This is a genomic window from Streptomyces sp. STR69 (genome assembly GCF_024519455.1).
Classification (GTDB): domain Bacteria; phylum Actinomycetota; class Actinomycetes; order Streptomycetales; family Streptomycetaceae; genus Streptomyces.
The window spans coordinates 22079-49019 of record NZ_JALJRY010000013.1 but is presented as its reverse complement, the minus strand read 5'-3'; the positions used below and the strand labels follow the sequence as shown (position 1 = coordinate 49019).

The 26941-nt window shown below is 68.3% G+C and carries 25 protein-coding genes and 2 pseudogenes; 8 read left to right on the top strand and 19 right to left on the bottom strand.

Translation table 11 applies throughout. From position 1 onward, the window contains the following. Nucleotide 1 precedes the first annotated feature (1 nt). The 3 genes from OC490_RS24340 to OC490_RS24330 all read right to left on the bottom strand — a co-directional run bounded on the left by OC490_RS24340 (nucleotide 2) and on the right by OC490_RS24330 (nucleotide 2724). Nucleotides 2-1306: a DUF6348 family protein gene (locus OC490_RS24340; protein WP_262060109.1), complete on the bottom strand. Its 1305-nt coding sequence runs from the start codon at nucleotides 1304-1306 to the stop codon at nucleotides 2-4. 123 nt (nucleotides 1307-1429) lie between these two features. After that, nucleotides 1430-1876, bottom strand: coding sequence for an RICIN domain-containing protein (locus OC490_RS24335; protein WP_262060108.1), 447 nt, complete (start codon nucleotides 1874-1876; stop codon nucleotides 1430-1432). 83 nt (nucleotides 1877-1959) lie between these two features. After that, nucleotides 1960-2724, bottom strand: coding sequence for a M23 family metallopeptidase (locus OC490_RS24330; protein WP_262060107.1), 765 nt, complete (start codon nucleotides 2722-2724; stop codon nucleotides 1960-1962). 163 nt (nucleotides 2725-2887) lie between these two features. Between OC490_RS24330 and OC490_RS24325 the strand changes: the two genes are divergently transcribed. After that, nucleotides 2888-4165 (top strand): SH3 domain-containing protein, encoded by a 1278-nt coding sequence (locus tag OC490_RS24325; RefSeq protein ID WP_262060106.1) that lies wholly within the window; start codon nucleotides 2888-2890, stop codon nucleotides 4163-4165. 105 nt (nucleotides 4166-4270) lie between these two features. Then, entirely contained in the window at nucleotides 4271-5170 is a 900-nt protein-coding gene (locus tag OC490_RS24320) for a M23 family metallopeptidase (protein ID WP_262060105.1), read from the top strand. Between the two features lie 26 nt (nucleotides 5171-5196). Here OC490_RS24320 and OC490_RS24315 read toward each other — a convergent pair whose 3' ends face one another. Then, entirely contained in the window at nucleotides 5197-6627 is a 1431-nt protein-coding gene (locus tag OC490_RS24315) for a serine/threonine-protein kinase (RefSeq protein ID WP_262060104.1), read from the bottom strand. After that, nucleotides 6624-7403 carry a serine/threonine protein kinase gene (locus OC490_RS24310; RefSeq protein ID WP_262060103.1) on the bottom strand — a complete coding sequence of 260 codons (780 nt, stop codon included), beginning with the start codon at nucleotides 7401-7403 and terminating at the stop codon, nucleotides 6624-6626. Before OC490_RS24310 ends, OC490_RS24315 begins: the two co-directional genes overlap by 4 nt. Before the next feature lie 320 nt (nucleotides 7404-7723). Here OC490_RS24310 and OC490_RS24305 point away from each other — a divergent pair, with 320 nt between their 5' ends. Together OC490_RS24305 and OC490_RS24300 are read left to right on the top strand one after the other, a co-directional pair. Further along, nucleotides 7724-7858, top strand: coding sequence for a hypothetical protein (locus OC490_RS24305; protein WP_262060102.1), 135 nt, complete (start codon nucleotides 7724-7726; stop codon nucleotides 7856-7858). A gap of 214 nt (nucleotides 7859-8072) precedes the next feature. After that, on the top strand, nucleotides 8073-8831 hold the full coding sequence (locus tag OC490_RS24300) for a hypothetical protein (protein WP_262060101.1): 759 nt from the start codon (nucleotides 8073-8075) through the stop codon (nucleotides 8829-8831). A gap of 944 nt (nucleotides 8832-9775) precedes the next feature. Here the strand turns inward: OC490_RS24300 and OC490_RS24295 are convergent. The 8 genes and pseudogenes from OC490_RS24295 to OC490_RS24260 all read right to left on the bottom strand — a co-directional run bounded on the left by OC490_RS24295 (nucleotide 9776) and on the right by OC490_RS24260 (nucleotide 16373). Further along, nucleotides 9776-10639, bottom strand: a complete 864-nt coding sequence (locus OC490_RS24295; RefSeq protein ID WP_262060100.1) for an acyl-CoA thioester hydrolase/BAAT C-terminal domain-containing protein — start codon at nucleotides 10637-10639, stop codon at nucleotides 9776-9778. 314 nt (nucleotides 10640-10953) lie between these two features. After that, a complete protein-coding gene (locus OC490_RS24290) occupies nucleotides 10954-12393 on the bottom strand; it encodes a transposase (RefSeq protein ID WP_262060099.1) in 1440 nt (479 codons plus the stop codon). An 83-nt stretch (nucleotides 12394-12476) separates the two neighbouring features. After that, nucleotides 12477-13190 (bottom strand): SDR family oxidoreductase, encoded by a 714-nt coding sequence (locus OC490_RS24285; RefSeq protein ID WP_262060098.1) that lies wholly within the window; start codon nucleotides 13188-13190, stop codon nucleotides 12477-12479. A gap of 43 nt (nucleotides 13191-13233) precedes the next feature. Further along, a complete protein-coding gene (locus tag OC490_RS24280; RefSeq protein WP_262060097.1) occupies nucleotides 13234-14136 on the bottom strand; it encodes a LysR family transcriptional regulator in 903 nt (300 codons plus the stop codon). 158 nt (nucleotides 14137-14294) lie between these two features. After that, nucleotides 14295-14435, bottom strand: a pseudogene (locus OC490_RS24275) (IS5/IS1182 family transposase); the annotation flags it as partial. 25 nt (nucleotides 14436-14460) lie between these two features. Beyond that, a complete protein-coding gene (locus OC490_RS24270) occupies nucleotides 14461-15216 on the bottom strand; it encodes a transposase (RefSeq protein ID WP_410098912.1) in 756 nt (251 codons plus the stop codon). Nucleotides 15217-15267: 51 nt separating this feature from the next. Further along, a complete protein-coding gene (locus OC490_RS24265; protein ID WP_262060096.1) occupies nucleotides 15268-15702 on the bottom strand; it encodes a DUF6262 family protein in 435 nt (144 codons plus the stop codon). Then, nucleotides 15699-16373: a tyrosine-type recombinase/integrase gene (locus OC490_RS24260; protein ID WP_262060095.1), complete on the bottom strand. Its 675-nt coding sequence runs from the start codon at nucleotides 16371-16373 to the stop codon at nucleotides 15699-15701. The genes OC490_RS24265 and OC490_RS24260 overlap by 4 nt, the downstream gene beginning before the upstream one ends. Here OC490_RS24260 and OC490_RS24255 point away from each other — a divergent pair. Continuing rightward, nucleotides 16369-16716, top strand: a pseudogene (locus OC490_RS24255) (transposase); the annotation flags it as partial. The gene OC490_RS24260 and the pseudogene OC490_RS24255 overlap by 5 nt on opposite strands. 29 nt (nucleotides 16717-16745) lie before the next feature. Continuing rightward, complete coding sequence (locus OC490_RS24250; protein WP_262060094.1) at nucleotides 16746-17261, top strand: hypothetical protein; 516 nt, start codon at nucleotides 16746-16748, stop codon at nucleotides 17259-17261. 174 nt (nucleotides 17262-17435) lie between these two features. Here the strand turns inward: OC490_RS24250 and OC490_RS24245 are convergent, their stop codons facing one another. The 3 genes from OC490_RS24245 to OC490_RS24235 form a co-directional block, all read right to left on the bottom strand. Further along, nucleotides 17436-18206: a class I SAM-dependent methyltransferase gene (locus tag OC490_RS24245; RefSeq protein ID WP_262060093.1), complete on the bottom strand. Its 771-nt coding sequence runs from the start codon at nucleotides 18204-18206 to the stop codon at nucleotides 17436-17438. Between the two features lie 50 nt (nucleotides 18207-18256). Further along, on the bottom strand, nucleotides 18257-18460 hold the full coding sequence (locus OC490_RS24240; protein ID WP_262060092.1) for a hypothetical protein: 204 nt from the start codon (nucleotides 18458-18460) through the stop codon (nucleotides 18257-18259). A gap of 115 nt (nucleotides 18461-18575) precedes the next feature. Further along, nucleotides 18576-19097, bottom strand: a complete 522-nt coding sequence (locus OC490_RS24235; RefSeq protein ID WP_262060091.1) for a cytochrome c biogenesis CcdA family protein — start codon at nucleotides 19095-19097, stop codon at nucleotides 18576-18578. A gap of 1259 nt (nucleotides 19098-20356) precedes the next feature. Between OC490_RS24235 and OC490_RS24225 the strand changes: the two genes are divergently transcribed. Both OC490_RS24225 and OC490_RS24220 read left to right on the top strand, forming a co-directional pair. Continuing rightward, nucleotides 20357-20767 carry a metal-sensitive transcriptional regulator gene (locus OC490_RS24225; RefSeq protein ID WP_262060090.1) on the top strand — a complete coding sequence of 137 codons (411 nt, stop codon included), beginning with the start codon at nucleotides 20357-20359 and terminating at the stop codon, nucleotides 20765-20767. A gap of 1145 nt (nucleotides 20768-21912) precedes the next feature. Then, on the top strand, nucleotides 21913-22791 hold the full coding sequence (locus tag OC490_RS24220; RefSeq protein ID WP_262060089.1) for a class I SAM-dependent methyltransferase: 879 nt from the start codon (nucleotides 21913-21915) through the stop codon (nucleotides 22789-22791). Nucleotides 22792-23241: 450 nt separating this feature from the next. On the opposite strand, the gene OC490_RS24215 is transcribed toward OC490_RS24220, so the two are convergent. The 3 genes from OC490_RS24215 to OC490_RS24205 form a co-directional block, all read right to left on the bottom strand. Next, the gene (locus OC490_RS24215) at nucleotides 23242-25518 is read right to left on the bottom strand and encodes a heavy metal translocating P-type ATPase (protein ID WP_262060088.1); all 2277 of its coding nucleotides are present in this window, start codon (nucleotides 25516-25518) and stop codon (nucleotides 23242-23244) included. Between the two features lie 108 nt (nucleotides 25519-25626). After that, nucleotides 25627-25920 (bottom strand): heavy-metal-associated domain-containing protein, encoded by a 294-nt coding sequence (locus OC490_RS24210; RefSeq protein WP_262060087.1) that lies wholly within the window; start codon nucleotides 25918-25920, stop codon nucleotides 25627-25629. Nucleotides 25921-26763: 843 nt separating this feature from the next. After that, complete coding sequence (locus OC490_RS24205) at nucleotides 26764-26886, bottom strand: hypothetical protein (RefSeq protein ID WP_262060086.1); 123 nt, start codon at nucleotides 26884-26886, stop codon at nucleotides 26764-26766. Nucleotides 26887-26941 lie beyond the last annotated feature (55 nt).

Here is a 26941-nt window from a genome sequence, read left to right as displayed (position 1 = left end):
TTCAGCTCGACGGCGAGCGGGGAAAGCGGTCGCCGACGACGAAGGCAGCGGGCCAGGTCTCCGTCAGCACCTTGCTGAGCAGGGGATCGCTGGACTCCAGCACCTCACTGAGGCGGACCGAGCCGTCCTCGTTGATCCGTTGGCCGCCGAGAACGACGGGGGCGCGCAGGACGTCCTCGCCCCATGGGTCGATGGCGTTGCACAGCAGGCCCTCGAAGCGGTGGCCGGCCAGGTCGTCGTCGTGGACCCGCTGCACGAAGTCGTCGAACACGGTTGGCCGGAGGTAGATCCAGGCGAGGTAGACCACCGTCCTTCCGTCGTCCAGACGGATCGGGAGACGGACCTTGAGGAAGTTGCCGACGCCCTCCGCGGTGATGATCGCGCCCGTGTCGGACTTCACGCGGCGCCTGCGCTCCTCCTCGGAGAGCTCGGCGACCAGGTGGGGCAGAGCCAGGTCGAAGCCGGGGTGCTCAGGGTCGAGGTGGCCGCCGCAGTCGCAGGTGTCGCCGTGGGCGTGGGTATTGGACTGCGCTGGGGCAGGAACGAGATCGGGCCGGGGCGTCGGGTGGCTCAGTTCGCCGTCTGCCGGTAGCGGAAGCAGCAGCGCGTAGAACCGCACTGCCGTGAATGTTGTCGGCTCGGGCAGTCCGAGCGCCGTCATCGCTGCCGAAGCGGCCTCGTGGCGCTCACCGTTGACGCGGATCTCGGCCTGCATCGCGCCGGGGCGACCGCCGTAGAAGACCTTGACGCCGTTGAAGAAGGGCGATTCCAGGTCCGCGGTGAACGAGTCCGCGATCCGGTGCAGCACGTTCGCTTCCAGCAGCGCGCCCTGCAGTCGCCGGCTCTCGTCGACGTCGCTTCCGAGACCGACCGCACCCGACGTGATCATGTGCCAGCCGGGCACGCCGCGCTTGTCGTCGGGGCCCGCGTGGTCCGCGAACTGCTCGCGGTAGTCGAGGAGTTCGAGCAGGCAGGCGCCCGCCGTCTGCACCCATGTGTTCGCCGCGTCCTGCGGATCGGCGGACATCGACACGACACAGTCCATGAAGCACGGTACGTCCGGCTGGAGACTGACGTCCGGCAGCGCGACCAGGTCGTAGTGGTGGCCGCCCCCGTGGTGCGGCGGGGCCACGGCCACCGCCCAACCCTGCGGGCTGATCAAGGAGTTGCCCTTGAGCTGGGCGCCCTGAGTCGCTCCTGGCGCGAACTCTTCGAGCCCGGCCCTGACCAGGGCGAGGAACTCCAGGTCGGGCAACCGCTTCGACGGCGGCTCCTCCTTGCGCTTACGACGTTGTATCCAGGACACCCGTGGATGGTACTGAGCCCGGCCGACGACTGACGGACCGCATCACCTCAACAGCGCGCTCCGGCACCACCGTTGGGCAACGGCGGCACCGGAGCGCGCGGGACGGGGATGGGTGGGCAGGTGTCAGAACCAGCTCTGGTTCTGACCGGAGTTGCACGCCCAGGTGCGGAATCCGGCGCTGCTGTCGTCGATGCAGCGGTTGGTCTGCTGGTTCCTGAGCTCGATGGTGTTGTCACCCCACTTGTGCACGAGCCAGCTCTGGTTGGTGCTGGAGTCACAGTTCGCGGTCTTGAACCCCTGATCGCTGTCGTACATGCAGCGGTTGGTGAGGGCGTTCTTCAACTGCACAGTCCCGTCACCCCACTTGTGGACGATCCAGTTCTGCGGGGTGGAGCCGTTGCAGTCCCAGGTGCGGAACCCGGCATCGGTGTCGTCGATGCAGCGGTTGGTCGCCTGGTTCTTGAACGTGTTCACGGCGTCGGCCGCCGAGGCCGTCGCGGCGGGCAGCAGCGCGATGGCGGCGGCGGAGACGCCGAGCGCCGCGACGCGGGTCAGGACGGAGACGGACATGGGTGTTCCCTTCGGTGGGGTGGTGGTGCCCCGCAGCCGAGTGCGGCGGGGAGTCGGGTGCGGGCGCTCGGACCGGGGAGCGGTCAGCCGCACTGGCGGCTGACGTTGCCCTTGTCGTCGCCCTTGAGGTAGATCGCGCTGACGTAGCCAACGCCCCCGGAATTCAGGGCGAGTTGGACCCACTTGTCGTTGCTGTAACCCTCGGCCGTGACGAGCTGACCCGTCTTCCAGCAGTTCGCCGGGTAGCTCTCGTTGGGGTACACCTTGCTCACGGCGTCGCAGCTGGTGGCCGCGCAGGAGCGGACGTTGGCCTCCGCCCAGGCGGTCACGGTGGTGCCCTGCCCGCCACCGCCGGGCGTGCAGGGCAGGTTCACCCCGCGGTCGCGCAGATACGGCACCGGGTCGATACCGCGCACTGTGGTCGAGGTGCCGATCCTGACCCGCAGGTGCAGGTGCGGCCCTGTCGCCTCGCCCTCGCTGCCCATCAGGGCGATGCGCTGACCGGCCTGGACATGCTGGCCGACGACGACATCCCGCTGGTACATGTGCCCGTACTCGGTCACCGTGCCGTCGTCGTGCAGGATGCGGATCCACTGCCCGTAGCCGCTGGCGGGACCCGAGTTGATGACTTCGCCGGCGCCCACGGCGTAGATGGGCGTCCCTTGGGCGTTGGCGATGTCGACGCCGTCGTGGCTGTCGCTGTACCCCTGGGTGATGACCCCGGCGGTCGGGCACGAGGCGGCGAACGCGGCCGGGGCGGACGGTGCCGCGGCGGCGGGCAGGGCCGCCGTCAGCGGCAGCAGGACGGCAGCGGCTGTGACGAGTCCGGCGTACGGGAACAGACGCACGAGGCTTCCTCTCCGGTGACTTCTGGTGGACGGCACGGAAGCTATCCGCGCCCCCTCGGCCGGCGGCATCCGGAACGTTCCGGAATGACGTGACGGCGCGCGGGCGGATAGGGCTGTGGAGCGTCAACCGCACCGTTTTCCCGACCAGTTGGAGAGATGCGTCATGAGATCCACCACCAGGAGACTGATACGGGGCCTGTGCGCCCTGCTGGTTCTGGGCGGGCTGCCGCCGGTCGCCGCCGCTGCCGCCGACGGCCCCGGCCACGAACGTCCCGCCGCCCGGCCGGCGACCGACTGGCGCATCGATCTCGCCGCCGCGTCGGCCGACCAGCACAACATCGACCATCGCGGGCACGGAGCGCTGACCATCGGCGATCGCCGCGCCCGCACCGCGTCCGCTCCCGGCAGGGCGTTCGCCGTGTACACCGGGCCGGCCCGCAGCCTCGGGCGGCAGGCCGACGCGTTCACGATCCACCCACGGGCCCACGTACCGGCGGGAACGCAGGTGGTGACCGAGGTGCGGGGAAGCGATCACCCCGGACGGTGGACGCAGTGGACCACCCCCGACCGCGCCGGTCGGCTACGGCTGGCGCAGGCCGTCTCAGTCGTCCAGGTGCGGCTGACCCTGCTCGGCAGCCGTACCGCCGCCCCCGTGGTCTCGGCCGTCTCCGTGCACGCCGACCTCGCGCAGCCGGCTCCCCGGGCACCCCGCGCACTGACCGCGGCCTCCCCGACGTACCGGATCTTCGCCACTCGGGAGGGCCTGGCCGGGCAGACCACGGCCAACGGCCATGTCATCCAGCAGCGCGACCACTTCGTCGCGCTGCCGTCCCGGCGGATGCTCGCCTCCAACGGCGGCCACGAGTACCAGGTGCGGCTGTGCTACCAGCGCACGGGACGCTGCGAGACGGCACCGGTGTGGGACGTCGGCCCCTGGAACACCCAGGACGACTACTGGAACCCGTCCGCGCAGCGGCAGATGTGGCGTGATCTGCCGCAGGGCACGCCCGAGGCACAGGCGGCCAACCAGTCCGGCTACAACGGCGGCCTCGACGAGTTCGGGCGCAGGGTCGCCAACCCGGCCGGCATCGACGTGGCCGACGGCACCTTCTGGGACGGCCTGGGCATGACGGACAACGACTGGGTGGACGTGACCTTCCAGCCGTCCGGCGACACCGGCGGGCAGACGAACGTCACGGCGTGGATGGAGGCCAACGTCCGCTCCTGCGCCTCCACTTCCTGCGACGTGGTCAGCAAGGTGTACCCGAACCAGAGCTACCCGGCGAACTGCTGGAAGACCGGCCAGGTAGTCACCGATGAGGGCTACACCAGCGACAAGTGGATCGAACTGCCCCTGAACGCGGGCGGTGTCGGCTACGTCAGCGGCATCTACCTCAAGGGCGACGCGACCGGCGGCGTGACCCGCCAGTGCGGGACCTGAGCCACCCCGAGCCGGCGGCCACTCCGTAACGTGCCGGAGTCCCTTCCGAGCCGCGGTACGGCACCGTCGTCGCCGGCACACCGAGGCGAAGAGAGGACGAGGACGATGACGATGAGGCCGAGGCCGACGGGAAGAGCGGGTTGGGCGGCGACACTGACGGCGCTGCTGATGACGGCGGGACTGTGCGCGAGCGCACCGGCCGCGTCGGCGGCGCCCACCGCCCGCCCCGACTTCCGGCTGCCGTTCCCCTGCGGACAGACCTGGCAGCTGCAGACGTATCTGGGCCACGATCCCGACGACAAGAAACTCGACATGTACCACGTCGACGGCCCGACCCTGGGTGCCACCGTCACCGCGTCCGCCGCCGGCACGGTCACCGAGTTCTTCGAGCCCGGCGGCATCGAGATCAACCACGGTGGCGGCTGGTTCAGCGTCTACCTGCACATGGACCGCATCGACGTCCACCTCGGCCAGCAGGTCGCGTCGGGGGAACCGGTAGGGCGGCTGGGACTCGTCGGCACGGAGGAGGCGCATCTCCACTACGAGCAGCTCTACGACACCAACGGCGACAACGACGGCGAGACGGACGAGATGGTCCCCCCGGTGCTCCAGGGCACCGAGTACCGGCTCACGCCCGACGGCCCGTTCCCCCGCGTCACCAGCACCAATGCCTGCGACGGCGGGGGAGGGCAGCCGGCCCGGTACTGGGTGGACACCATGGCCGACGCCACCGGCTATCCGGACGCCGACTGCGTGAACGACGGCACACCGCGGTGCGCCGCTCAGGGCACGCTGCGCAAGGGCACCAACTACGTCCTGTGCAGGAAGTGGGGCGACGAGGTCCGGCACGGCACGGCGTACAACCACTGGTGGCTGCTGACCGACCTCGACGAGGTGACACCGGGCGGCCGGGGACGGGCGTACGTCTCCGCCTACTACCTCGACCGATGGGGCAACGACGAGGCGAAGGACAACGACGGCCGGGACATCCCCGCATGCACCTGATCCGGCCGGATCAGGTGCATGCGGCCTCATCGGCAGGTGGGCAGGGCGGGCCGGTCCTTCGTGCGCACGGCGGGGAACCACGCGGTGGAGTCGGCCGCGCCGCCCGGCAACCGGACGCGGTACCACTCGGTGGAACGGGTACCGAACTCGTCGGTCACCGGCAGCCCTTGAGGCAACCGGCACTGCGCCGTGAGGACGTCTCCGTGCCACACACGGGTGGTTACCACGTTGGCGACGGTGTAGGGCGCCAGCGGGTCGATCGCCAGACCGAGGCTGCACTGCTGATCACGGTCGGCCGCATGGGCCCGGCAGGTCGGCTCCACGTTGTACACCGTGATGGGGGCGGGACCGGCGGTGTCGGAGACGTTCTCGGCATGAACCGGGCCGTCCCGCTTCGTGCCGTTGTCGTCCGCGACGTACGCCCATCCGGCGACCGCCGCCGCACACAAGGCCGTGGCCGCCGCGGCGCCGAGAACGACCCGCCGACGGCGCCGATGCCGGCGGGCACGCGCCGCACCCGTGCCGTCGGCCGCGGCCTCGTCGCCATGGGCGGACGTACCGATGCGGGCCAGCAGGGCTCCCGCGGTGCAGGCGGCGCGTGCCTCATGGGTGGGGGCGAGGCAGTCGGTGGCCAGATCGCGCCAGAACGGCGGTACGGCGGGATCCAGCCGCAGAGGCGACCGTCCGCCCGCGTACTCCTGCGCCGCGGCTCCCCGCGCGGCCGGGGTCGCGCCGGGGAAGGGCGAGATGCCGCCGGTGAACATCTGGTGGACCATGACGCCGAGCGCCCAGATGTCGGCGCTCGGACGCGCCTGCACACCGCGTTCGCCCAGCGGGGCCTTCCAGCGCTCGGGCGGCAGATAGTCGGGCGTGCCCAGGGGCGGGATCCACGCGTGCGTGCCGTGGGTGCCGTCGAGTTCCGAGGCCAGCCCGAAATCCGACAGGCGAACCGATCCGTCCGCCATGAGGAGAACGTTGTCGGGCTTGAGATCGCCGTGCACCCAGCCCAGATCGTGCAGATGGGCGAGCCCCTCGCAGATCTCCGTCAGGACCCGCTCGGCCTGCCCGTCCGCCAACCCCGCCTCACCCGCGAGGAGTTGACGCAGACTGCGTTCGGCACGCTCCATCACCAGCACGATCGCGCCGTCGAGTTCGGGGTTGTCCGGTTCGTCCAGTACGAGTGAGTCGAGCACCCGGATCAGCCTGGGATGCCGCGTCCGGCGCCCGAACTCGCGCTCCCGGTGGGCACATTCCAGCAGCCCGCGCGCCTGCCGAGGGGCGAGTCCGGACGTGGGCAGGAATTTCAACGCGACGACAGCCGGGTGGTCATCCGTCCCGCGCACGCTCCGGCCCTCGTAGACCCATCCCCAGCCCCCGTCCGCGATCGGTTCCCCCACCTCCCAGTCTCCGACCCGGTAACCGGCCGGAACGCGCTCGGCCTCGGTCGCACGGCTCACCGGCCCACCGCCTGGGCGCTGTTGCAGGTGGCCGCCGAACGTGACGGAAGCAACCCCAGATGGGACTCGCCGACCACCCCGAACCGCAGGGCGATTCCCACCAGCGCCTCACGCTTGCCGTTGCGGCGGGCACCCCGGCCCGCATCACGCGACTCCGGCAGGACGATGCGCAGCTTCTCCTCGGCGAGGTAGTCGATGTGAGCACTCACCCCGCGGGCGGTGAGGCGCGCGCACTGCGGCAGTTGCCGCAGACGTTCGACGATCTCGGGCGTGGTCGGAACAGCCAGTGCGGACTCGTCGCGCAGCCGCGGCTCGCACAGGGCGACCAGAACCAGAAAGTACGTCGCGGTCTCGTCGAGCGAGTACGCGGTCAGGGTCTGCGTGCCCGGACGGCCGCCGACCGCCCCCTGAGGGTCCAGGTACACATGGTCGGGGGCGAACACCTGGAAACTCACCACCCGGTCCCGGGTGGGCAGGACAACACGCGCGAACTCGAAGGGAATGGGCGCCCCGAGGCGGCGCGGCGGCACTCGCAGATACTCGCCCGCGCCCTCCGGGTTCTCGACCAGATAGCTCTGTGTGGCGCTGAGGTTGCTCAGCAGCCAGTGATCCTCGCTCACCCGGATCTCCCCGGCCAGCCGTGACACCGCCGGATCGTCGAGCCGCAACTCCACGGCGACCGTGTCCGAGCCGCGCCCGAAGCGGGCGACCTCACCCGCGCCGAGCCGTAGCGTCAGCGGCGGGTCCTGTGGCACATGGATCAGTACGCCGCTCATCGTCCCCCGATTCCGGCCGTGGGTGCCTTTCCGGTGCAGGCCGACGGCTGCACATCGAGCGGCCCGACGCACATCTGTTGCTCGTTACCGATCCCGAATTCCCGGCCCCCGGTCCGAGCTGTTTCTCTTCCGGACAAGGCAGGCATACGAGCGCTGGTCATCGCGCACACCCCGTTTACCCCTATTCCTTCCACTGTTCCGCACGCAGGTCGAAGGAGCACACGAGCCCCATTCGTTAACACCGCTGAAGGAGTGCGGCGGTTGCATGCGCGAGGACTCTCGCACAAAGCTCTTCGAGCCGAGTGCCGGAGACTGCGGCTTTGGCCGATATCCGCTGCTGCCTCGCCCAGTTCCGCCACTGGCCGCGCGAGTACGGTGCCCCGCTCGCCGCCTGCAGCCGGCACGATGTCGACATCTGGCCGGCCGAGGACACCGTGACGCGGTTCAAGGTCTGAGGCTTCGTCCGGTGGGAGGTCCGTGACAACCACACCACCTACGAAGGCGCTCACCCCGCCCTCGCAGCCTGCGCCGACTGTGCACGCTGATGGGCGATCTCAAGCGTCGGGGGAGACGGGATGCGCTATGTCGGTGGCGGCCCGAGAACCACCCGGGTAAGTTGGCGATCTTCGGATGGCGGAAGCTCCCGGAGTCCTGAATGCGAACGCCTTGATGAATCCCGACCAGCCCTCCGCACGACGTCGCCTCGCTGCCGCGCTCGACGGCCTGGCCACTGCCTTCGGCGGGATGACGGCCCACCCCGACGAGCACAACTGCGAGTGCCACTGGGGCAGCGCCGAAGAACTCGCGCAGCTCAAGGTTCCCGACACCGAGCTGGATCTTGACCTCCTGCACCGCACGTGGCAGGCCACCGACTGGAATGACCACGCATCCGTACTGCGCCGGATCCTGCCCCAGTTGGCCACGGCCCTCCTCGAAGGCTCCGTCGAGCCGCACGACGGGTTCGAGGAAGTCGGCCGCTCGTTCGCTCGCGGTCATTGGCAGCAGTGGCCCACCGCGCAGGCCGAAGCAATCAGGGACTTCCTGCACGTCTGGTGGGCCGACACGCTCACCGATCCCGATCCCGCAGTACCCGCGTACGAGGTTCTGGCATTGGTCACCGAGGCGTCTGCCTCGGTGACCCCGTGGCTCACCACATGGGAAACGCTGACTGACCACCCGGCCGACGACCACCTCGCCGAGGCGGCAGCAAAGTGGGAGTACGACCTGCTCGGAGATCAACTCCCCTGGGATTCTTGGGAGAACGAGGACGAGAAACGCATCGAGCTGACCGCCTGGCTGGTCCGCAATGCCCCTGCCCGGCTCCGGGCCCATGGCGTATCAGAGGAACTGCTCCACCGAATACGACTGCTCGGCCTCTCCGGCGACGATCGTTGGGAGGCCCCTCACTGGCCCGGCTACCGTTACTGATCCGCCGACCGCGCTGTGCTGCCTGCCCTCGTCTTGGTGAGTGTCTGCGGAGTTGGATGCGGCGTCGCCCCGTGCCTCGGTGATCTGTCCGGCGCCTGTTGGGTGTTGGCCGAACTGCTGCTGGCCAGTCTTCGAGTGCCTCGGCGTCCCGCTGCGGCGCCGGGTGCGCGGGGGCGAGGGCAGTCGGTCCGGACCGACCGGGATGGTGATCTATGCGCAGAGCATCAAGACCTCTACCAACGTTCCGCCGTCGGCCAGGGCGCGTGATCAAGGAACTCTTCGACAACGGGAAGATTGCCTGGGGCCGGCAGACGTACGCGTGGTCCGGCGGGAACTGGGACAGCCGCGCGTAGTTGCGGCAGGTCCAGAACGGCATCACGACTGCCGGGTACGACGCGGACCTCGGCCAGGTGATGGCCGCCGACTTCGAGCAGGTGAGACGGCACGGGCGGCGGCGGAGGAGGCGGTTGCGGTGTCATCCTGCCGTCCTGGCCGAACATCACCGACGGCATGGCGGGGCCAGGTCCAGCGGTCGGCGGCGGCGGAGTTGCGTACGCGGGGCCGGGTCCTGCCGGGAGTCTGATGTGCTCAATGTCGAAGCGCCGTAGGAAAGCCTGCCGGCCGCGGTCGACATCGACCGGGGTGGCGTCGGTGCGGGACCACCGCAGCCGGGCCGGCTTGTTGATCCTGCAGGACGGCGGGTGTTCGACGGTCGGACGGATGACGGTGTCTTCGATGATCGGCAGGGGCCGTCGTGGCCGAGTGCGGCAGCGTGGCGGGTCGGCCGGGGGTGCGCCGGTCGCAGGCGCGCGGTGGCCTTGCCGTAGAGGCGGGTGTCGGTGACGGCCGGTTCGTCGTCCCATGGGGCCGGGTCGCCGAAGACGGACTCCCCACCGTGCTGGGCCGGCTCGCCGCCCTTTCCTGGTTGGTGGTGCCCGGGGTGTTCAGATGCCGTGGATGGCTGCCATGACGTGTGGCCAGGCGGCCGCTCCCAGTGCCGCGCCGGCTTCGGGGGTGCCACCGTGGTCGAAGCGAGTGGAGGGGGGTGGTGGTACCTCGTTGGGGAAGGTGATGCGGTGGCCTGCGTCGATGTGGGTGGTCACAATCGTTTCGCGTCCGGCCGTGGTACGCCGGTCGGCGAGTTCGTGGGCGAACCGCAAGGACGGCCACATCTTGTCGGCGCCGCCGGCGATCAGGACCAGATCGGCGTCGGTCTTCTCGATCGGGATGGCCGCAAGGCCGAGGCGGTCCTGATATGCCATGAGGCTGGATTCATACCAGTCGAGCAGGGCGACCGGCGTGTCTGAAGGCTCCGGCGGGAGCCAGGATTCGTCATAGGGGACGAAGGGCAGGGACTGTCCCTGCCAGGTCCAACTGGATCGGTACGGGTGATCCCGGCTGTCGTGTCCAGGGCCGACGTTGGCCCACACGACCGACGAGGGGGCAAGCGCGATCACGGCATCAGCGCAGTTTGAGAGTGTGGACACCAGCAACGCCGCCTCGGCGCTCTTCGAGAGCCCCAGGATGCTGACACGTTCGGCACCGCGCTCGCGCAGCAGAACAGTCGCCTCTACGAGGGTTTCCAGAGGAAGTTCACAGATGCCGGGAGGCTGCCCGGGCCCGCCGAACCACCGGACCGTCGCTGCGGTCACGCCGGCACGAGCGAAGAGCCGGCAGCGTTCGCGCTCGATCCGGCCGCTCGATCCGGACAGCACAAGTACACCCGCACTGCCGCTACCCGCTGGAGGCTCGGCGATGAAGCCCGTCCAGGGGTCGGTCAGTTCGTACTCGGCGATTTCCGCGGCCATGCCGTCAACGTAGCTGAGGCCGCCACAAGCGGGTCGGATGCCCCGGGCGCGTTCCAGAATCTTGTGATCCAGGCGCCGACCTTGTTCCTTGTCGTCTTAGCTTGCGATAAAACGTGCGGTGTTCAAGAGGCTGACCGTTCGGGGTGTCGCTCGTCTGTTCGTTGATCGTTCTCGAGCAGGGCGTTTCCCACGTTGTAGACGGGGCTTTCCGGTAGTTGGGGCGGCCGGGTGGGCGTCCGGGGCCGGGGCGGGAGGGTTTCGCGGGGTTCGTGAGAACGGGCAGAGGCTGCCGCGTAACTACTGTCCGGCAGGGGTCAAGAGCTTGTTCTGGTCTTGTGGTCGAAGAGTTTGCTGAGATTGTGGACCGCCCCGAGGAGTTTGATCTCGGTGTCCACGCCGTCGTGTCCGCGGTAGTTGAGCCGACGTCCGAAACGTTGGAAGAGCTGGGCGAATCCGGGCTTGACCAGGGCACTTCGCTGTCGGTACTGCTGCCGGCCCAGAGGTGTGGCGAGGCGGGCTGACATCTCGTGCTGGCCGCCGCGAGGGCCTTCGCGTTTCGCTTCGAAACCTGCCTGGTGGGCCTCGCTGGTCACCGAGACCAGCAGCGGGACATTAGCGAGGGCCTCGAATGTCGAGGTAGAGGCGTATCCACTGTCGGCGAGCCAGAGCAGGATGGGTTGCTCTATCCCGGCGGCAAGGCGGTTGACCTGTGTCTTGTTCACCATGGGGACGAGGGCTGTCATGTCGGACGGGTTGTCCTGAATCTCGATCGCCAGGAGGAACTGGCGGCGGGCGCACGCTATGTGGATGTTGTAGCCCTGGACGAACCCGCCGTGCTTGCTGAGCATCATCCGTGAATCAGGGTCGCTGAACGAGGCCCGGGCGGTCGGGGAAGGAACAGGTCTTGGGCTGCGGGCCCGCTCAAGCCATGCCTGGGCTCTGACCAGTCGTTCCTGCTGCCGCACGATTACGGTTTTGTGCTCCATCGGCACTGGCGGCCGGCCGTTGGCCCCGCGGCGGCCCGCCGCCAGATCCGCACTGGTTCGCGCGGCGTACTCCTCCAGCTTCTTCTGATGAGCCTCAGATTCTGCGGTCAGTCGCTTCTCCGCCCGGGCCACCATGCGCTCGGCGGCCTCGACCTTGAGCCGGATCTCCCCAGCCGAAGGAAGAGCCCGCTCGAACAGCCTCTCTCTGGCCACGACTGCCCGGTTTCGCCGGTCGAGTAATCGCGAAAGCTGGGGCCACTCATTCGGCGCCACCTCGGTATCCGCGTCTGTTCCGCCTACCGCCTCACAAAATCCGGTGAGTTCCAGTGAGTCGTCGAGCATCGAGTCGATCTCGGCTTCGCATTCCGAGATGACGCTCTCAAGCCGCTGCAGGCGCTGGTTGGAACCGCGTGAGGCGTTTGCCAACATGGGAGAGCCGTCTACCGCAACAGCCGCCAGATTCACCAGACCCTGTTGGCGACCGCACACCGCCAGGGCCTGCACAAACAGTAGCTTCAAAGCCGCCCGATGACGTCTGATGAACCGAGCGAGCGTAGAATGGTCGACTCTTCGGTTCGCGGTAATGATCCGGCAGCCCACATCATCGAAGCACGCCTGCTCAATCTTGCGAGAAAGCCGGATTCCCTTGCTGTAGCAGTGAGCTCTTTCCAACCTCGGTTTGAGGTGGTTGAGGCGGATGGCGAGGAAGGCCCGGGGATGAAGGGCCGCAGTCCTCACCGGATGCGACACACTCGCCACTTCAGACACGAAGGGCGTACAGCCCTTTCGCGTTGGAGAGGCGATATCTCATGTCCCGTCCTCAATGATCGGGACATCGTCCCGCCGACTGATTACACAAGGCGGTGGCCACCGTCGGCGTGCAGGACGGTGCCTGTGATGAAGCCGTTGCGCATCAGCGCCACGGTGGCGTGGGCGATGTCCTCAGGGCGGCCCACGCGGCCGACGGGGAGGGCTTCGGCCTTGGCGGCCAAGGTTGCGGCCTTGCCGCTGCCTGAGATGAGATCCCACACCGGGGTGTCGACCCAGCCCGGGGAGATCACGTTCACCCGGATCGGGGCCAGCTCCAAGGCAGCCGCGCGGGCGAACGAGGCGAGCGCTCCGTTCACGGCCGCGACCATCGAGCCGCGCGGGCTGGGACGGTATGCGGCGATGCCCGAAGTAAGGGTGATCGATCCGCCGGGCCGGAGGGCAGGGGCGGCGTGCTTGGCGAGGAGGACAGCACCGATGAGCTTGGAGTCGAGCACCCCGCGGGCCGTGGCCACGTCGAACTCGGCGATGGGCTGATAGGCGCCGGCCCCGTCGACCGCGGTTGTCACAACGTGGTCTGCGGGCTCGTTGAAGAGGCGCGCGACGTCGTTCTCATGGGTGATGTCGGCCTGAACGGTCCGTACGCGATCCGACGCAAGAGAGCGCCTTGCCTCTTCCAGGCGTTCGGGGGAGCGGGAGGCGATGGTGACCTCGGAACCCTCGGAGAGCAGGGTCTCGGCCAGCGCGAGTCCCATGCCGGAGCTACCACCGACGATGATGACGTGTTCTGTGGTCATGGCCCTACCGGATCATCGAGCCTGATCGTGCGTCCACGTCGTGTTATCGAATGGTCGTTCGGCGCAGACTAACGTTCCTGGTCAGAATGGGCAGGAGGGCGCGGAGTGCCGGATTGTGGCTGTCCGTGCGCCATGCGGCGGCGTACGTGATCGACAGTGGGGCGTTCCGGAGCGGCCGCCAGACAAGGTCTGGCGGCGAGACGGCGCGAGCCGAGCTCAGGCTGAACGCAGCGGGCCGCAGCGGTAGCACGGCGCGCAACTGCGCATGAGGCATCGCGCTCTCGCTGAGAGCGACATCGGCGCCGAGGGCGTGCAGGCGGTTCACCATCGCGTCGTGCACGTCGGGCGCGAACTCTCTCGCGAAGAGGATCAGTTCATGGCCGGCGAGATCGGTCGGATCAACGACCTCTCGTGCGGCAAGTGGATTGGCCGCCGACATCAGCACGCCGAGCTCCTCCTCGGCGACCTCCACCCGTTGTACGCCCTCGGGCGACGCGGACGGGACGCGCAGCAGTGCGAGGTCGACCTCGCCGCCCTCCAGCATCGCGAGCTGCTGCGCGGTCGTGCCGCCCAGCAGTGTCATCCGGCAGCCTGGCACGTGGTCGGCCAGTAGCTCCTCGATCTGTCCCGGGAGCCACGGCGGCACCCCGTTCAGTAGCCCGAAGCGCAGTACCGGGTCGTCGACACCCGCTGCGCGGCGCGTCTCCCGAAGTGCGTGGTCGGTCGCTCGCAGCGCCTCCTTGGCCGTATGAAGCAGGACCTCTCCCGCGGGCATCAGCCGTACGCCGCGACTGTGCCGGATCAGCAGCGGCGCGCCGATCTCGCGCTCGACCGCCTTGATCTGCTGGCTGAGCGTGGGCGTGGAGATGTGTAGTCGCTCGGCCGCGCGCCCAAAGTGCAGGGCCTCCGCGACGGCAACGAAGTAGCGAAGCTGCCGAAGTTCCACTGGCACATCGTACGAAGATCAACGCAGGCACCACATCGGTGGATGCTTGTCCCGGACATCAAGTCGGGGAGTACAACCATTTTGCCCCGCAGTGCCCAATCCATATTGCAGTTGCCGGGAGTTGAGGACCGGAATCGAGGCATGGACGTAGTGAGCTACTTGAGGGTGGCGACGGCTTGCTCGACGAGGGCACGAATCCTCGCGTGGGACCGGTTGACTGCCTGCTGACCTGTGGAGAGCGTCTCCCACCGGCCTCGGTAGGGAACACGGACCGTGCCTCCGGCACCCTGATAGCCCTTGATGCTCCTATAGAAGTCAAGTCGCTTAGGTAGTGCTGCCGGGGTGTGTGCGAGTGAGGGCGTGGTAAACCTCGCGGGCGATGAAGCGCTTGAGGCAACGGATGATGTCCTTCTTGGTCAGTCCCTGTTGGGTGCGGCGTGCAACGTAGGCGCGCGTGCGGGGGCAATAACGCATCCGGACCACCGCGATCATGTGGAGGGCACGGTTGGCCTGACGGTCCCCGCCTCGGCTGAGTCGGTGCCCGTCCGTGCGTCCGGAGGAAGCCGGAACTGGAGCGGCGCCGCACAGAGCGGCGAACGCGGCCTCTGTGCGCAGGCGTTCGGGGTTGTCGCCGGCCGTGACCAAGAGCTGACCGGCGGTCTCGGTGCCCACGCCAAACAGTGCGACGAGCTCAGGCCCGGCGGACGTGGTGAGCCTTGCCAGGCGTTCGGTGACCTCGTCGATCTCCTCGGTGAACATGCGGATGCGGCGTGCCAGTTGCCGCAGTGCATAGCGGGCGGCGTCGATGGGAGAGGTGAGATCAGCTGCCGGCCGCAGCCGGAGACAGCAGTTGAACAGGGCAGTACGGGTGAGCCCCGTGAGCGATGCACGCAGAGGTTCGGGAGCGGTTACCCGTAGGCCGATGAGCTGGTTGATCGCCTGGGTTCTGGCCTTGATCGCAGAACCTCGTGCATGAAGGGCGGCGAGCCGAGCGGCAACGGAAAGGCCGTCGGGGTCGCGTTCCGACGCGCGGCTTCGAGCCCGCCGCGGGATTGTTTGGTCCAAGACGTGCGAACCCACTGCACCACTGTCTCCACGAGGTTGATCCTGCGGCACGGTGCTGACCGGCCGCTACTTCGTTTCGGCGATGGCCGCCTGTGGCAGGCCGCGGCGGGCGAGTTCACGTCGTAGGTCGAGGTTCTCGCCATGGGCCTGCTCCAGCGCGTCCCGCAGGGCCTGTACTTCTTCTCTGTGCTGCTGCTTCAGGCGCGTGATCTGGCTGGGCAGAGCGAGAACGAGGGTGCTTTCCGCGTCGGCGGGGGCGGCCGGTGCAGGAACAGTGCGGGCTTGGGACCGCAGGCGTTCAATGCGTCCTCGCAGGTCGGGGTGGTTATAGAGGAAGGCATGCGAGACGCCTGCCTCGCGCTGAACACCTTGGAAGGTGATCGGTTCGCCGCGCTTGATGAGCGCGCGGATCGCCTGCTCGGCGGCCTTCGTCTTGGCTTGCGACTTCGCCTTCGCGGCGGCGGTGAGGGTCTGGGTGCGTTTGGTGCGGGCGTCGGTCATGGCCGAGTCCTTCGGTGACGGTCGAGATCGAGACTGATCGGGACGGGGCCGGCGGGGGCGGTGCCGCAGCCGGCGCCCTGGACCGCCCGGCCAGGCTGTGAGCCGATGGTGTCCAGCAGCTTCTCGAGAGCGGCGTGCTCGGCTCGCCGCTGCAGGAGCCAGACGTTGTCTTCGGTCATCGGGCGGCCGTGTCGTTCCTGAAAGGCGGTGGTGGAGCGGTCGATCAGTGCGGTGGTCTCGGTCAACTGCCGTTCCAGCGCCGCCTCGTGGGAGGAGTCGGTCACGAAGACTGAGCAGGTCAGGCAGACGTTTCCTTTCTCACAGGACTGCATCGGCGGCAGCATGCACCAGCCGTGGGGCAGGAACCGGTCGGCACGGTTGAACAGGTGGAGGCTGTCGTGGTCGTTGCGGGAGAAGACGACGTGGGTGCCGTCGGCCCTGAGTTTGGCGGTGGCCAGGAACGCCTGCTCGGCGTGTTCCTGGCGGGCCGCGACGTAGTGCATCGACATCGACGGGGTGGCGTGCCCGGCGTAGCGCATGAACACGTGGACGGGCAGGCCGAGTTCGGCGAGCCGGGTCAGCTTGGTGTGACGGAAGCGGTGGGTATGACTACTCAGGCCGACGGCCTTGCCCTTGCCCTTGCCACATCGGAGAGTACGTGGACAGATCAAAGCGTTCGCTAGGGCCTATGGCGCCAAGTGGCCCAAAGCCGTCTCGAAGATCACCGACGACCAGGACGAACTGCTGGCCTTCTACGACTTCCCAGCCGAGCACTGGATCCACCTGCGGACAACGAACCTGATCGAGTCGACCTTCTCCACCGTCAAACTCCGCACCAAGGTCACCCGCGGCGCCGGCAGACCGGCCGCAGCCCTCGCGATGGTGTTCAACGTCGAGTTCGCCCAGGCCCGCTGGCGCGCGGTCACCGGAGCCCACCTCGTCGCCCTGGTCCGTGCAGGCGCCAGGTTCGAGAATGGGATCCTCGTCGAACGTACCGAAACACGGGCTGCGTGAGGTCGTGGGGCTGGGGAGGCAGAAGAACCGTGGCGATCTGTTTCGAACTCGTGGTGAACTTCGGCGACGACGCCGAGGCGGCACAGGTTGCCGCTCGCATCGACCCCAAGCCACGGGTGCTTCGCGCGGGCACCCACCGCATCCCTCTCCATCGGCCGATGCTGGCAAAGGCGGGCTCATACATCGAGCTCTCGATCCTGCCCACGGCCGTCAGCTGGCACTGTGGCCTGGACGGCAGCCTCCCCAGATTCCAGCTCACCGCAGCAGAGCTGACCGAACTGGGAAACCAACTCTACGAGCTGCTCGCGCAGTTCCACGGATATGTCGCCGCCAAGGTCGGCTGGGATCCGGAATCACTCCTGGACCCTGCTGAGCTCAGTGACGAGTGGTCAGATGAACTGAACGACGGCAGCATCCACGGGCTCGTGCTCAGCGAAAAGCTGCATGCGGAACTTGGCCTGAGCGCCGACTACGAAGTGTTCCGGCCCGGATACCGATGGATACCGTATCGCGGGGAGGAATCGAGCAACCTCACGGCTGACTAACGAGTCAAGCCCTGCCCGAGCTTGCTCATCCATACATCTTGACAATTACTCACCCGGGTCGGAGGGTCTGGCGTGCAGTGAGCAGGGGTCGGCTGTCGTAGAGCACTGCGGCGAAGAGCACGGTGCCTAGCACCGCCGTCGCGGCCATCGGGCTGTCGGTCTCCGGCTCAAGAGTCAGGCCTCCTTTGTGAAGACAAGCACCTCCGTAGTCGCGACGCCCATGGGTGCCAGGAAGCTGGCCTCCAGGCTGCAGCCGAGGGTCGCGAAGAGGTCCACGCATGTCCGGCGAGGGAGGGCGGCTGGGTAGGAGCCGTGACCCGCGCCGCCCTGCGTCGCCCAGGCGCTTACCGCGGCCGGGGTCAGGCAGGTCTCCGTCATCACGTCGAAGACGATCCGGCCGCCGGGTCGCGTGACGCGTGCCATCTCGAAGAAGTAGCGGGAGGCACAGAGGAAGGTCACGGTGTTGAAGACCTTGTGGGCCTGAACGAGGTCGATGCTGCCGTCGGGTGTCGGGGACAGACTGCATCCTGCGGTCGGTTGGGCGACCACGCTGAATGTGTCCACCAGGTAGTCGGCCCAGGGCTCTGCCGTCTCGTAGATCTCGTAGCGGTCCGGTGAACACTCCTTCAGAGTCTTCTCCAGGTACCGTCCGGAGCCGGGGCCGATCTCCAGTACCGTGTTCGGGTTGGCAGCGAAGACGCCGAGAGCGCGTAGCTCATCGATGGTGGACTGGGTGGCGCCTGGCGTCCCATTCATGACCTCGTCGATGTGGTCACCGACCGACAGGCCGGCCGCCCGCGCAGCCCGCATCGTTGCCTCGAACGGGATGAAGTCGTCGACGCCCCCCAGGTTGTTGGCGCTGCGCACGATGTCGAATCCAGCACGTCCCAAGAGCCGCTTGACCCCCGACTTCAACACTGACGTCCTCCTGTCTGCTGCCCTCATCGAGCAGGCCCCCGTCTCCAGGTGATCAAGTTCGGAAGGCGGAAGCCTTCTCAGTTCCGCAGCGGTTGGCCGGTGTCCTCGCGGGTGGCGCGCAGCTCGGCGAGCTTCTTGCGTAGTTCGTCCAGTTCCGCCCGGGTGGCGGACGATCCCGCCCGCCGCGAGGTGCGCGAGCCGCCGCGCAGCATCAGCCAGGTCATCAGGCCCACGCCGAGCGGGCAGGCCAGGAGCAGCAGCGGATACAGGAACTGAGGCATGTGGGACCTCCCGGTGGGCGGAGTGTCGCGCGTGGGCCCGCCAAACGACTCTTTTACTAAGCAACTTAGATCAACCTGTGGGTCGATGCCACCCCTGAGCAGGGCGGCCCGCGGTTCACAGCGGCAGTTGAAAGCCGGTGATCAGTGTCTGGAGCCGAGCGATCAGCTTTCCCCACCAGCCGGTCGCCTGCATGACGCCCACCGTCACCAGCAGCACTCCGCCGAAGCGCATCACAGCTCGTGCGTGGCGTCGTGCCCAGGTGAAGCGGTGCATCGCGCCGGGACGGAAGGAGGGTCGCCGGCTGAACCCGGCCCACGGCACCTTCTCGTCGAGCAGTCCGGCGAAGACCAGGCCGAGCACGATGGTGAGCGCGCCGTAGCTGGTGAAGACGGCGGCGAAGCCGACCACGAAGAGAAGACGGCGGGCCAGGACCCGCCATCGCGCCGTGCGCCTGTTGGCCTCGGCGGCACCCGCGCCGGACATTCCGGCGACGTACGAGAGGTAGCCCGGAACCAGGGGAAGGCGGCAGGGAGAGAAGAAGGACAGGGCTCCGGCCGCGAAGGCCAGAACGAGGGCGAGGGCGAGGGCGAGGGCGAGCGGGCCTGAAGTGACCGTTTCGCCGGCGGCGGCGAGCATCACTTGGCCGCACCTCCGTCGTTCCGCCTCGCCTTCTCCGCGGCGCGATCCTTCGTAGCTCGGCCGGCGTCGTGTCCGTCGTCGGGCCGATGATGCGGACGGCGATGCGTCCGTCGCGGTCGATGAACACGGTGCTGGGAACGGCAGACAGTGAAATGCGGCCGTTGAAGCCCAGGAGCAGCTTGCCGTCGGGATCGCGGAAGCTGGGGTACGTGATGCCGTAGGTCCGTTCGAAGGCCTTGGCCGCCCTGTCGTTGTCGCGCGTGTCGACGCCGACGAACCGTACGCCGAGGTCACGTGTGTCGTCGGATGCCTTCTTCGGGTCGGGGCCTCGGCCCGGCATGGCGCGCACCACGAGCCCCGCATATTCTGCACGATCACCTTGCCGCGCAGGTCGGCCAGTTCCAGCAGGTCGCCGTTGATCGTCTTTCCGCTGGGCGTCGGCGCCGCGGGTCGGCTGCATGCCGGGTGCTGGGTGAGGGACTGCTGCGTGCTGGAGCGGGCAACCCTCCTCGTGTCCGGCGAGCCCGAGGTCGTGCCCTCTCCGCACGCGGCCACCAGTAGGCTCGCTGGCGCGATCAGACCCGCTGCCCGCCGCAGGGTTCGGCGACGTGCCCGTGTGCGGTTGGCACCTAGGCCCGGCGGTGGCGCTGCAAGGGCGGATTGGGTGCGGGGGGCCGCGGGGGGCACTGCTGTCTTCTTCGCCGACAGATTGGCGGATTCTTCTAAGCAGATTAGGAAATCCGTGTCGGTGTATCGGATCCGGGGTCCCGCGGGAGGAGCGGATCGAACTCGCCGCCCTGAGTCGCGGGCGGGCGATGGTGGCGGGCGTTGCTCCATTACCCCTGGAGGGTATCTTTCACCATGTGGTGCCCGACAGCTGTCGTCGACTGGTTCGGGCTGTCCCTGTCGATCGGTGTGCGCGGCGGGGTTGCCGAATTCTCCTCCAGCAGGTGCTCGGCCTGTGTCTCAAGGCGAGGTTCGTCATGTCAGGTGCCTGCCCGGAGCCGACGCGGTCGACGTCGGGTGACGGGCGTACAAGGTTCCGGTGCGGGGCGTGGCCCCGAGTGCTCTTTGCTGTTGGGTACCCCGCTGTGCTCAGACCGCCTCGGTGACCGGTGTGCTCGATGATGTAGAGCCCGAAGTCTCGATCGGAGGCTGCCACGTACTCCCTGTCGTAGGAGTTGAAGGTCTGGACGCCCCGGAAGTTGTTGCCGCCCTCGTCGATGAAGCGGCCGACCTCCACCAGGTTGTCGGTCTTGACCTCCTACCTCCGCGATATGCGGGCTGCCCGCTGTGCAGAGGTCCGTTCGCCTTCTGTCCGACGTCGATATGTAATACCCGCGGGGGGTATTGGGCAACTTGAACATGTCGAGGTTGAGCAGGCGCCACCGGGCTACCGCGACGACACGGACGTCGTCCTCAAGCGCCTCCGCCGCATCGAGGGGCAGATACTTGGACTGCAGCGCCTGGTGGAGGAGGATCGGTACTGCATCGACGTGCTCACCCAGGTGGCAGCCACTACCAAGGGTTTGCAGGCAGTGGCGATGCAACTGCTCGAGAAGCACTTGGACCACTGCGTGCGCGAGGCCATGGTGGCCGGAGGAGATACGGCCGAGGAGAAGGTCGCCGAAGCTTCGCGGGCCATCGCGCGACTGCTGCGCACGTGATCCCGCCCTTGTGTTCGGTGCTGTATTCGGCGAGCCCTGACTCCTTCGGGTCGAGCGGCTCAGGCGGCCTGAACTTAACGGTGGAGCTGGCCTGGAGCCTGCCGGACGAGGAGCGCCGCAAGTCCGACAGTGCCTCTTGCCTCGTTGAGGATCGTGGAGCCCGCGGGCGAGGATGCCGACGGTATCGGCCGAAGGGCTGACGTCGTCCCGGCCGGCGGAACGACGTCAGCCGACTCCGCAGCGGGCGGGGACGGGAGCCGCGGATGTGTGCCCTGTCCCCGGTGCCTGACGAGCTCATGCAGTCGGCGGTGAACTGGATCAACTTCGGTCGCCGCTGTGTCTGATCCGGCAACTCCGCCTCCCGTCCTGCTCCGCTGTGTGTCGAACGGATCGGTGGGCCGAGGCTGGGAATTGGCGGCTTGGGGTGCGAGCATCAATTAAGCAAGTTAGTATTTCCGGGCGTAAGAGGGATGGGACGTGCCCCCATCGAACCGCACTGCTGTGTCATTCCTGGGCTCTGGAACTCCCCGGCGACGCAGCGGCGCGGTGTCTGCGGCGAAAGAGCACCACCGGCCGCGTGCACGGGCAGGGGGGCAGTGAGGTGGCCCCCACGGACCGCTGCCCGTGCGCGCACTCCTCGGCCCCTCGGCAAGGGGGACGACCCGTGCCCGTCCTCCCGCGTCCGCGTGCCGTTGCCTGCGCGGACAACTGCGCCAGGCCCGCCTCTTCGGCTGGCGGCACGTCAACCGGGCGTGAAGGGGAGGGACTTCTCCCTGCACGGCCGTCGTCTCCACTGCGTCGATCACGGCTCGGGCGCGGAGGCGTTCTGTGAGGTTTCGTCGAGCGTCGATCGAAGCGGCACTTCCCCTGGGAACTCCAGCAGCGAGCGGCCGTTGCGTTGATTGAACCCGGACGGCGCACTCCTCGTGGGGGATGTCCGCCCCCCGCGTGCCGCTTCCGTGTCGAAGCCAACTGCGGCGGGGAACTGCTCGACACGATCTCGGCCCCTGATCCCGGCTGCTTTCCGCTGTCGCGTAGAGAGTGAGCGCCTTCGCGGAACGGGGGACATGGCCGACCGACGTGGAGTGAACTACTGTTCTACTTAGTAGCTTCTGAGTTTTGATCACTCGGGCAGGAGGTCGACGGTGGGACGTCGCAAAGAGAACTGGGGCGTCGTGATGAGCGGTCCCGCTCAGATGTGTTCGAGGGGTGCGGATCCAGAAGCGTCCGGTCACGGCGGCCGTATTCAGTTCGATGATCCGTCTCTCGCTGCCGCCTATGCCGCCTCGTATCAGGGCTCGGGGCCCGCGAAGCGGTACTTCTCCTCCAGGCTCTATGCGGTATTCCAGATCCTGGATCGATGTCCTGGTGGCGATCTTCTCGATGTCGGCTGCGGGCCAGGGATGTTCGTGCGGCGTGTGCTCGACACTCGTCCCGGCGTTTTCCGGATCACTGCCGTCGACAGGGCGCCCGCGATGATCGCCGAGGCCGTGGGCCGCACGGCGGGTGCCGAGGTTGAACTGTCCGTCGGAAGGGCAGAGGCGCTGCCGTTCCCGGATGCGAGTTTCGACGTCGTGGTCGCGATGGGGGTGCTGGAGTACTGCAACCCTTCCGCGGTCTTGCGGGAACTTGGCCGCGTCGTGCGCCCGGATGGGCTCGTTCTCGTCAGTATGTTGAACCCGCTGAGCCCGTACCGCCTGTTCGAATGGGGGGTGTACTGGCCGCTGCTTCGTCTGCTCGGCCAGGCCGAGAGTGTGCTCGGCCTGCCCCCGGAGCGAAGGCACGGTGTGCCGAAGTCCGGTATCCGAGCGCTCCCGGCCGGGCGGTTGCGGCGGCGGATGCGGGAAGCCGGGCTTTGCCCCGTCGACCTCGTCCACTACGATCTGACCCCCTCGGTCCCGCCATTCGATCGGTTCGTCTCCCGATGGACGCGTCGGCACCAACGGCCGGCGGACACCATCGGTCGGGGTCTCTGCCGTTGGCCGGGGACGGCTTACCTGGTCGCCGCCACGCGTTCTCGATGAGGGCCGCGTCGTCGGCCGGGGTCCCTCGATGTGGGTTCGACTGAGGTCAAGGCGACTCGGCGCACGGCCCGACCAGCGGCGCGGCCTGTTCGGCGGGTGTTGCCGGAGGAGGACCGGCGGATCTTGCAGGTGGTGAGGGCCGCAGACGGGTCGGTGATGGCCAAGGACGTGTGCACCGCCGGCCTGGGACATCAGAAGAAGGGGTGTAACCAAGCTGCCCCTGGCGGTGGTTGGGATTGGGGTGAAGGAGACCAACAGCCCCGCCCGGTGGTATGCGGGAAGCTGTCCACCAGCTCCGTCTGAGCCTGTCCACAGCCACCTTGACGCTGTTGGGCGAGGTGCTGTGCGCCCGCCTGAAGAAGTTCCGCTCGGACGGGTCCTAGGTGGCCCGACGCCGAGGCGCCCGGCCGGAAAGGCCGGACGCCTTGGTCAACCGTGCGGCTCGCGCACCTACTTGAAGGACCGCAGCCGCAGGCTGTTGGTCACCACGAAGACCGACGAGAACGCCATCGCGGCTCCCGCGATCATCGGGTTGAGCATTCCGAAGGCGGCGAGGGGGAGTGCGGCGACGTTGTAGCCGAAGGCCCAGAAGAGATTGCCCTTGATGGTGGCCAGCGTGCGGCGGGAGAGGCGGATCGCGTCGGCGGCCACGCGCAGGTCGCCGCGTACGAGAGTCAGGTCGCCCGCCTCGATCGCCGCGTCGGTTCCGGTGCCCATGGCCAGGCCCAGGTCGGCGGTGGCGAGAGCGGCAGCGTCGTTGACGCCATCGCCGACCATCGCAACGGTACGGCCCTCGCTCTGCAGTCGCTTGACGACGTCGACCTTCTCCTGGGGGAGGACTTCGGCGATGACCTCGTCGATACCGACGGCCCTGGCAACGGACTCGGCGATGAGCTGGTTGTCGCCGGTCAGGAGGACGGGCTTCAGGCCCAGCCGGCGCAGTTCGGCCACCGCCTCGGCGCTGGTCTCCTTGACGGCGTCGGCGACGGTGAGCACGCCGCGCGCCTCGCCGTCCCAGGCGACGGCGACCGCCGTACGGCCCTTGGCCTCCGCCGCGGCCTTGGCCTCGGCCAGCTCCTGGTGCAGGTCGATGACCCACTCCTTGAGGAGCCTCTCGCGGCCGACGAGTACGGCGTGTCCGTCGACGACGCCCTGGACGCCGAGTCCGGCGACGTTCTCGAAGTTCTCCGGAACGGGCAGGCTTCCAACCAGTTCGGCGGCACCGGCCGCGATGGCCTGGGCGATCGGGTGCTCGGAGGAGCGCTCCAACGCGCCTGCCAGCCGCAGCAGTTCGTCCCTGTCCACGCCCTCGGCGACGTACACGTCCTGGAGCCGCATGCGGCCCGTGGTGACCGTGCCGGTCTTGTCGAGGACGACGGTGTCGACGCGGCGGGTGGACTCCAGGACCTCGGGGCCCTTGATGAGGATGCCGAGCTGAGCACCGCGGCCCGTGCCGACCATGAGGGCGGTCGGGGTGGCCAGGCCCAGGGCGCACGGGCAGGCGATGATCAGTACCGCGACGGCCGCGGTGAAAGCAGCGGTGGCGTCCCCGGTGACGACCAGCCAGGTCAGCAGGGTGCCGAGGGCGATGAGGATGACGACGGGGACGAAGACGCCGGAGATCCGGTCGGCGAGCCGCTGTACCTCGGCCTTGCCGTTCTGCGCGTCCTCGACCAGCCTCGCCATGCGCGCGAGCTGGGTATCGGCCCCGATCCGAGCAGCCTCGACAACCAGGCGGCCTCCGGCGTTGACGGTCGCCCCCGTCACGGCATCCCCGACCGTCACATCCACCGGCACGGACTCGCCGGTCAGCATGGAGGCGTCCACCGCCGACGCACCCTCGACGACGGTCCCGTCGGTGGCGACCTTCTCGCCGGGGCGTACGACGAAGTGGTCACCGACGCCCAACTGCGCGACGGGAATGCGTACTTCCTTGCCGCCCCGAACTACGGAGACGTCCTTCGCGCCCAGCTCCAACAGCGCCCGCAGCGCCGCACCCGCCTTGCGCTTGGACTTCGCCTCCAGGTAGCGCCCGGCCAGGATGAACGTGGTCACGCCGGCCGCGGCCTCCAGGTAGATGGAGGAGGAGCCGTCGGTTCGGGCGATGGTGAACTCGAAGGCGTGCCGCATGCCCGTCATGCCCGCGTGCCCGAAGAACAGCGCCCACAGCGACCAGCCGAACGCGGCGAGTGTGCCGATGGAAACCAGTGTGTCCATGGTCGCGGCGCCGTGCCGGGCGTTCGTCCAGGCGGCCCGGTGGAAGGGGAAGGCACCCCAGACGACAACGGGAGCGGCGAGGGTCAGCGACAGCCACTGCCAGTTGTCGAACTGCAGGGAAGGGACCATCGCCATCGCCACGACGGGCACGGTGAGCACCAGCGACACGAACAGTCGCTGCCGCAGGGACATCAGTTCACCGTCTGCCGCCTCAACGCCCTCGCTTTCGTGGGAGGGGGCGGAAGCGGGTGCGGGCGGTTCCTCGGCGGTGTAGCCCGTCCTCTCGACGGTGGCGATGAGCTCGGCGACCTCGACACCCGCCGGATAAGAGACCTTCGCCTTCTCGGTGGCGAAGTTGACGGTCGCGGTGACGCCGTCCATGCGGTTGAGCTTCTTCTCGATGCGGGCGGCGCAGGAGGCGCAGGTCATGCCGCCGATGGAGAGCTCGACCGCGTTGGCGGGCGCGGGTGCCGCCTTGGGGACTGCCTTCTCGGGAGTTGTGCTGGTCATGGGCGTATCTCCAGGGGAGGCCGGGACGCACGGCGTCCGTATCGGCGGAGCGGCACGTCCCGGCGCGGGGAGGGATTCGCATTGCCGGGGAGGGCCCCGACGGAGTCGTCAGACGTGGCCGACGAGCTCGTAGCCGGCCTCGTCGACGGCGGCACGGACGGCCTCCTCGTCGAGCTGGGCGGTGGAGGTGACGGTCACCTCGCCGGTCTTGGCGACGGCCGTGACCGCGGTGACGCCGTCCAGGGCGGAGATCTCCTGGGAGACGGCGCCCTCGCAGTGGCCGCAGGTCATGCCGGAGACCTTGTAGACGGTGGTGACGCCGATGCCGTGGACGTCGACGGTGGTGCCGGACCCACAGGAACCGGTACCGCAGCAGGAGTCGGAGTTCGTCTCGGTGGTCATGGCTCATTCCTCAGGTGTGGATGCGTGGGGTGGTTCGCCGGGAGGGATGTCGTTCCTCACCTCTCCGTTGGAGGCCAACGGTATACCCCCTAGGGGTATACCGCCACCTGTGGTGCTACACACACGGCCCCGTCCGGCCGACACGCATATATCTAATTTGCATAGCAGAACCTGTGGTCTGGGATGGCAACTTCACATCGAGGCGACAGCGAGTGGGAATCCGGTGAAAAACCAAGGCGGTCCTCCTTCGGCCTGCTCGGTGTCAGGGCGGCCCGAACTCGGACGGTGGCGCGTATGCCCCCGCGTTCGCTGACTCGAAGGTTTGACCTCCGTTGGCGCCCGCGCGAGGTGCCGGCGCCGACCACGGTCTTCGATGCCTCAACGGGCGTTCGGTGTGGCCTTCGTGTTCGTGTCGAGGGCGCAGTCGAAGGCGTAACGACCGGACTTCGGCAGCGCGGTGAGCGTTCCGGACTTCCCACCGGAGAGACTCCCGGTGCCGAAGACGCTGCCCTGGTCGCTGTGACGGTGTGCCTGGGAGTCCTTGTGGGCGGTGGTGATCTTGTCGCCCGGCTGGACTCCGATGATCTCCGGCTACGAAGATCGTGCCAGAGCAACGTCAGGGGTGTGTGGAGAGCGCTCGCCGGGCGGCCCGCGCAGGGGATCGCGGGGTTCGAGTCCGCCCAGGCACCTGGGTTGCGCGGATCCGTTCTCGCCGTCCTGGACGCCGAATACGAAGCACCTCCGCAGGTGTGGGTTCGTGGTGATGGCGACGCCCACTGCGTTGCTCTGCGCTCCGGGCGGATGCGCACTTGCGCCGTCGCGCCGATCAGTCGTCCCCGACTGTCACGCGACCATCATGAGCAGCATCGTGGACATGGTCCCGCCCATGCCGACGTGCGCCGCCAGCGCCGCGTCCGGCGCGGCTCCCGGCTTGCGGCGCCGACCGTGGCCGGACCTCTGCGCCATCCCGCTCCTGTCCCACACCGAGATCGGCCACGCCAGCGGATCCACGGGGCGCCAC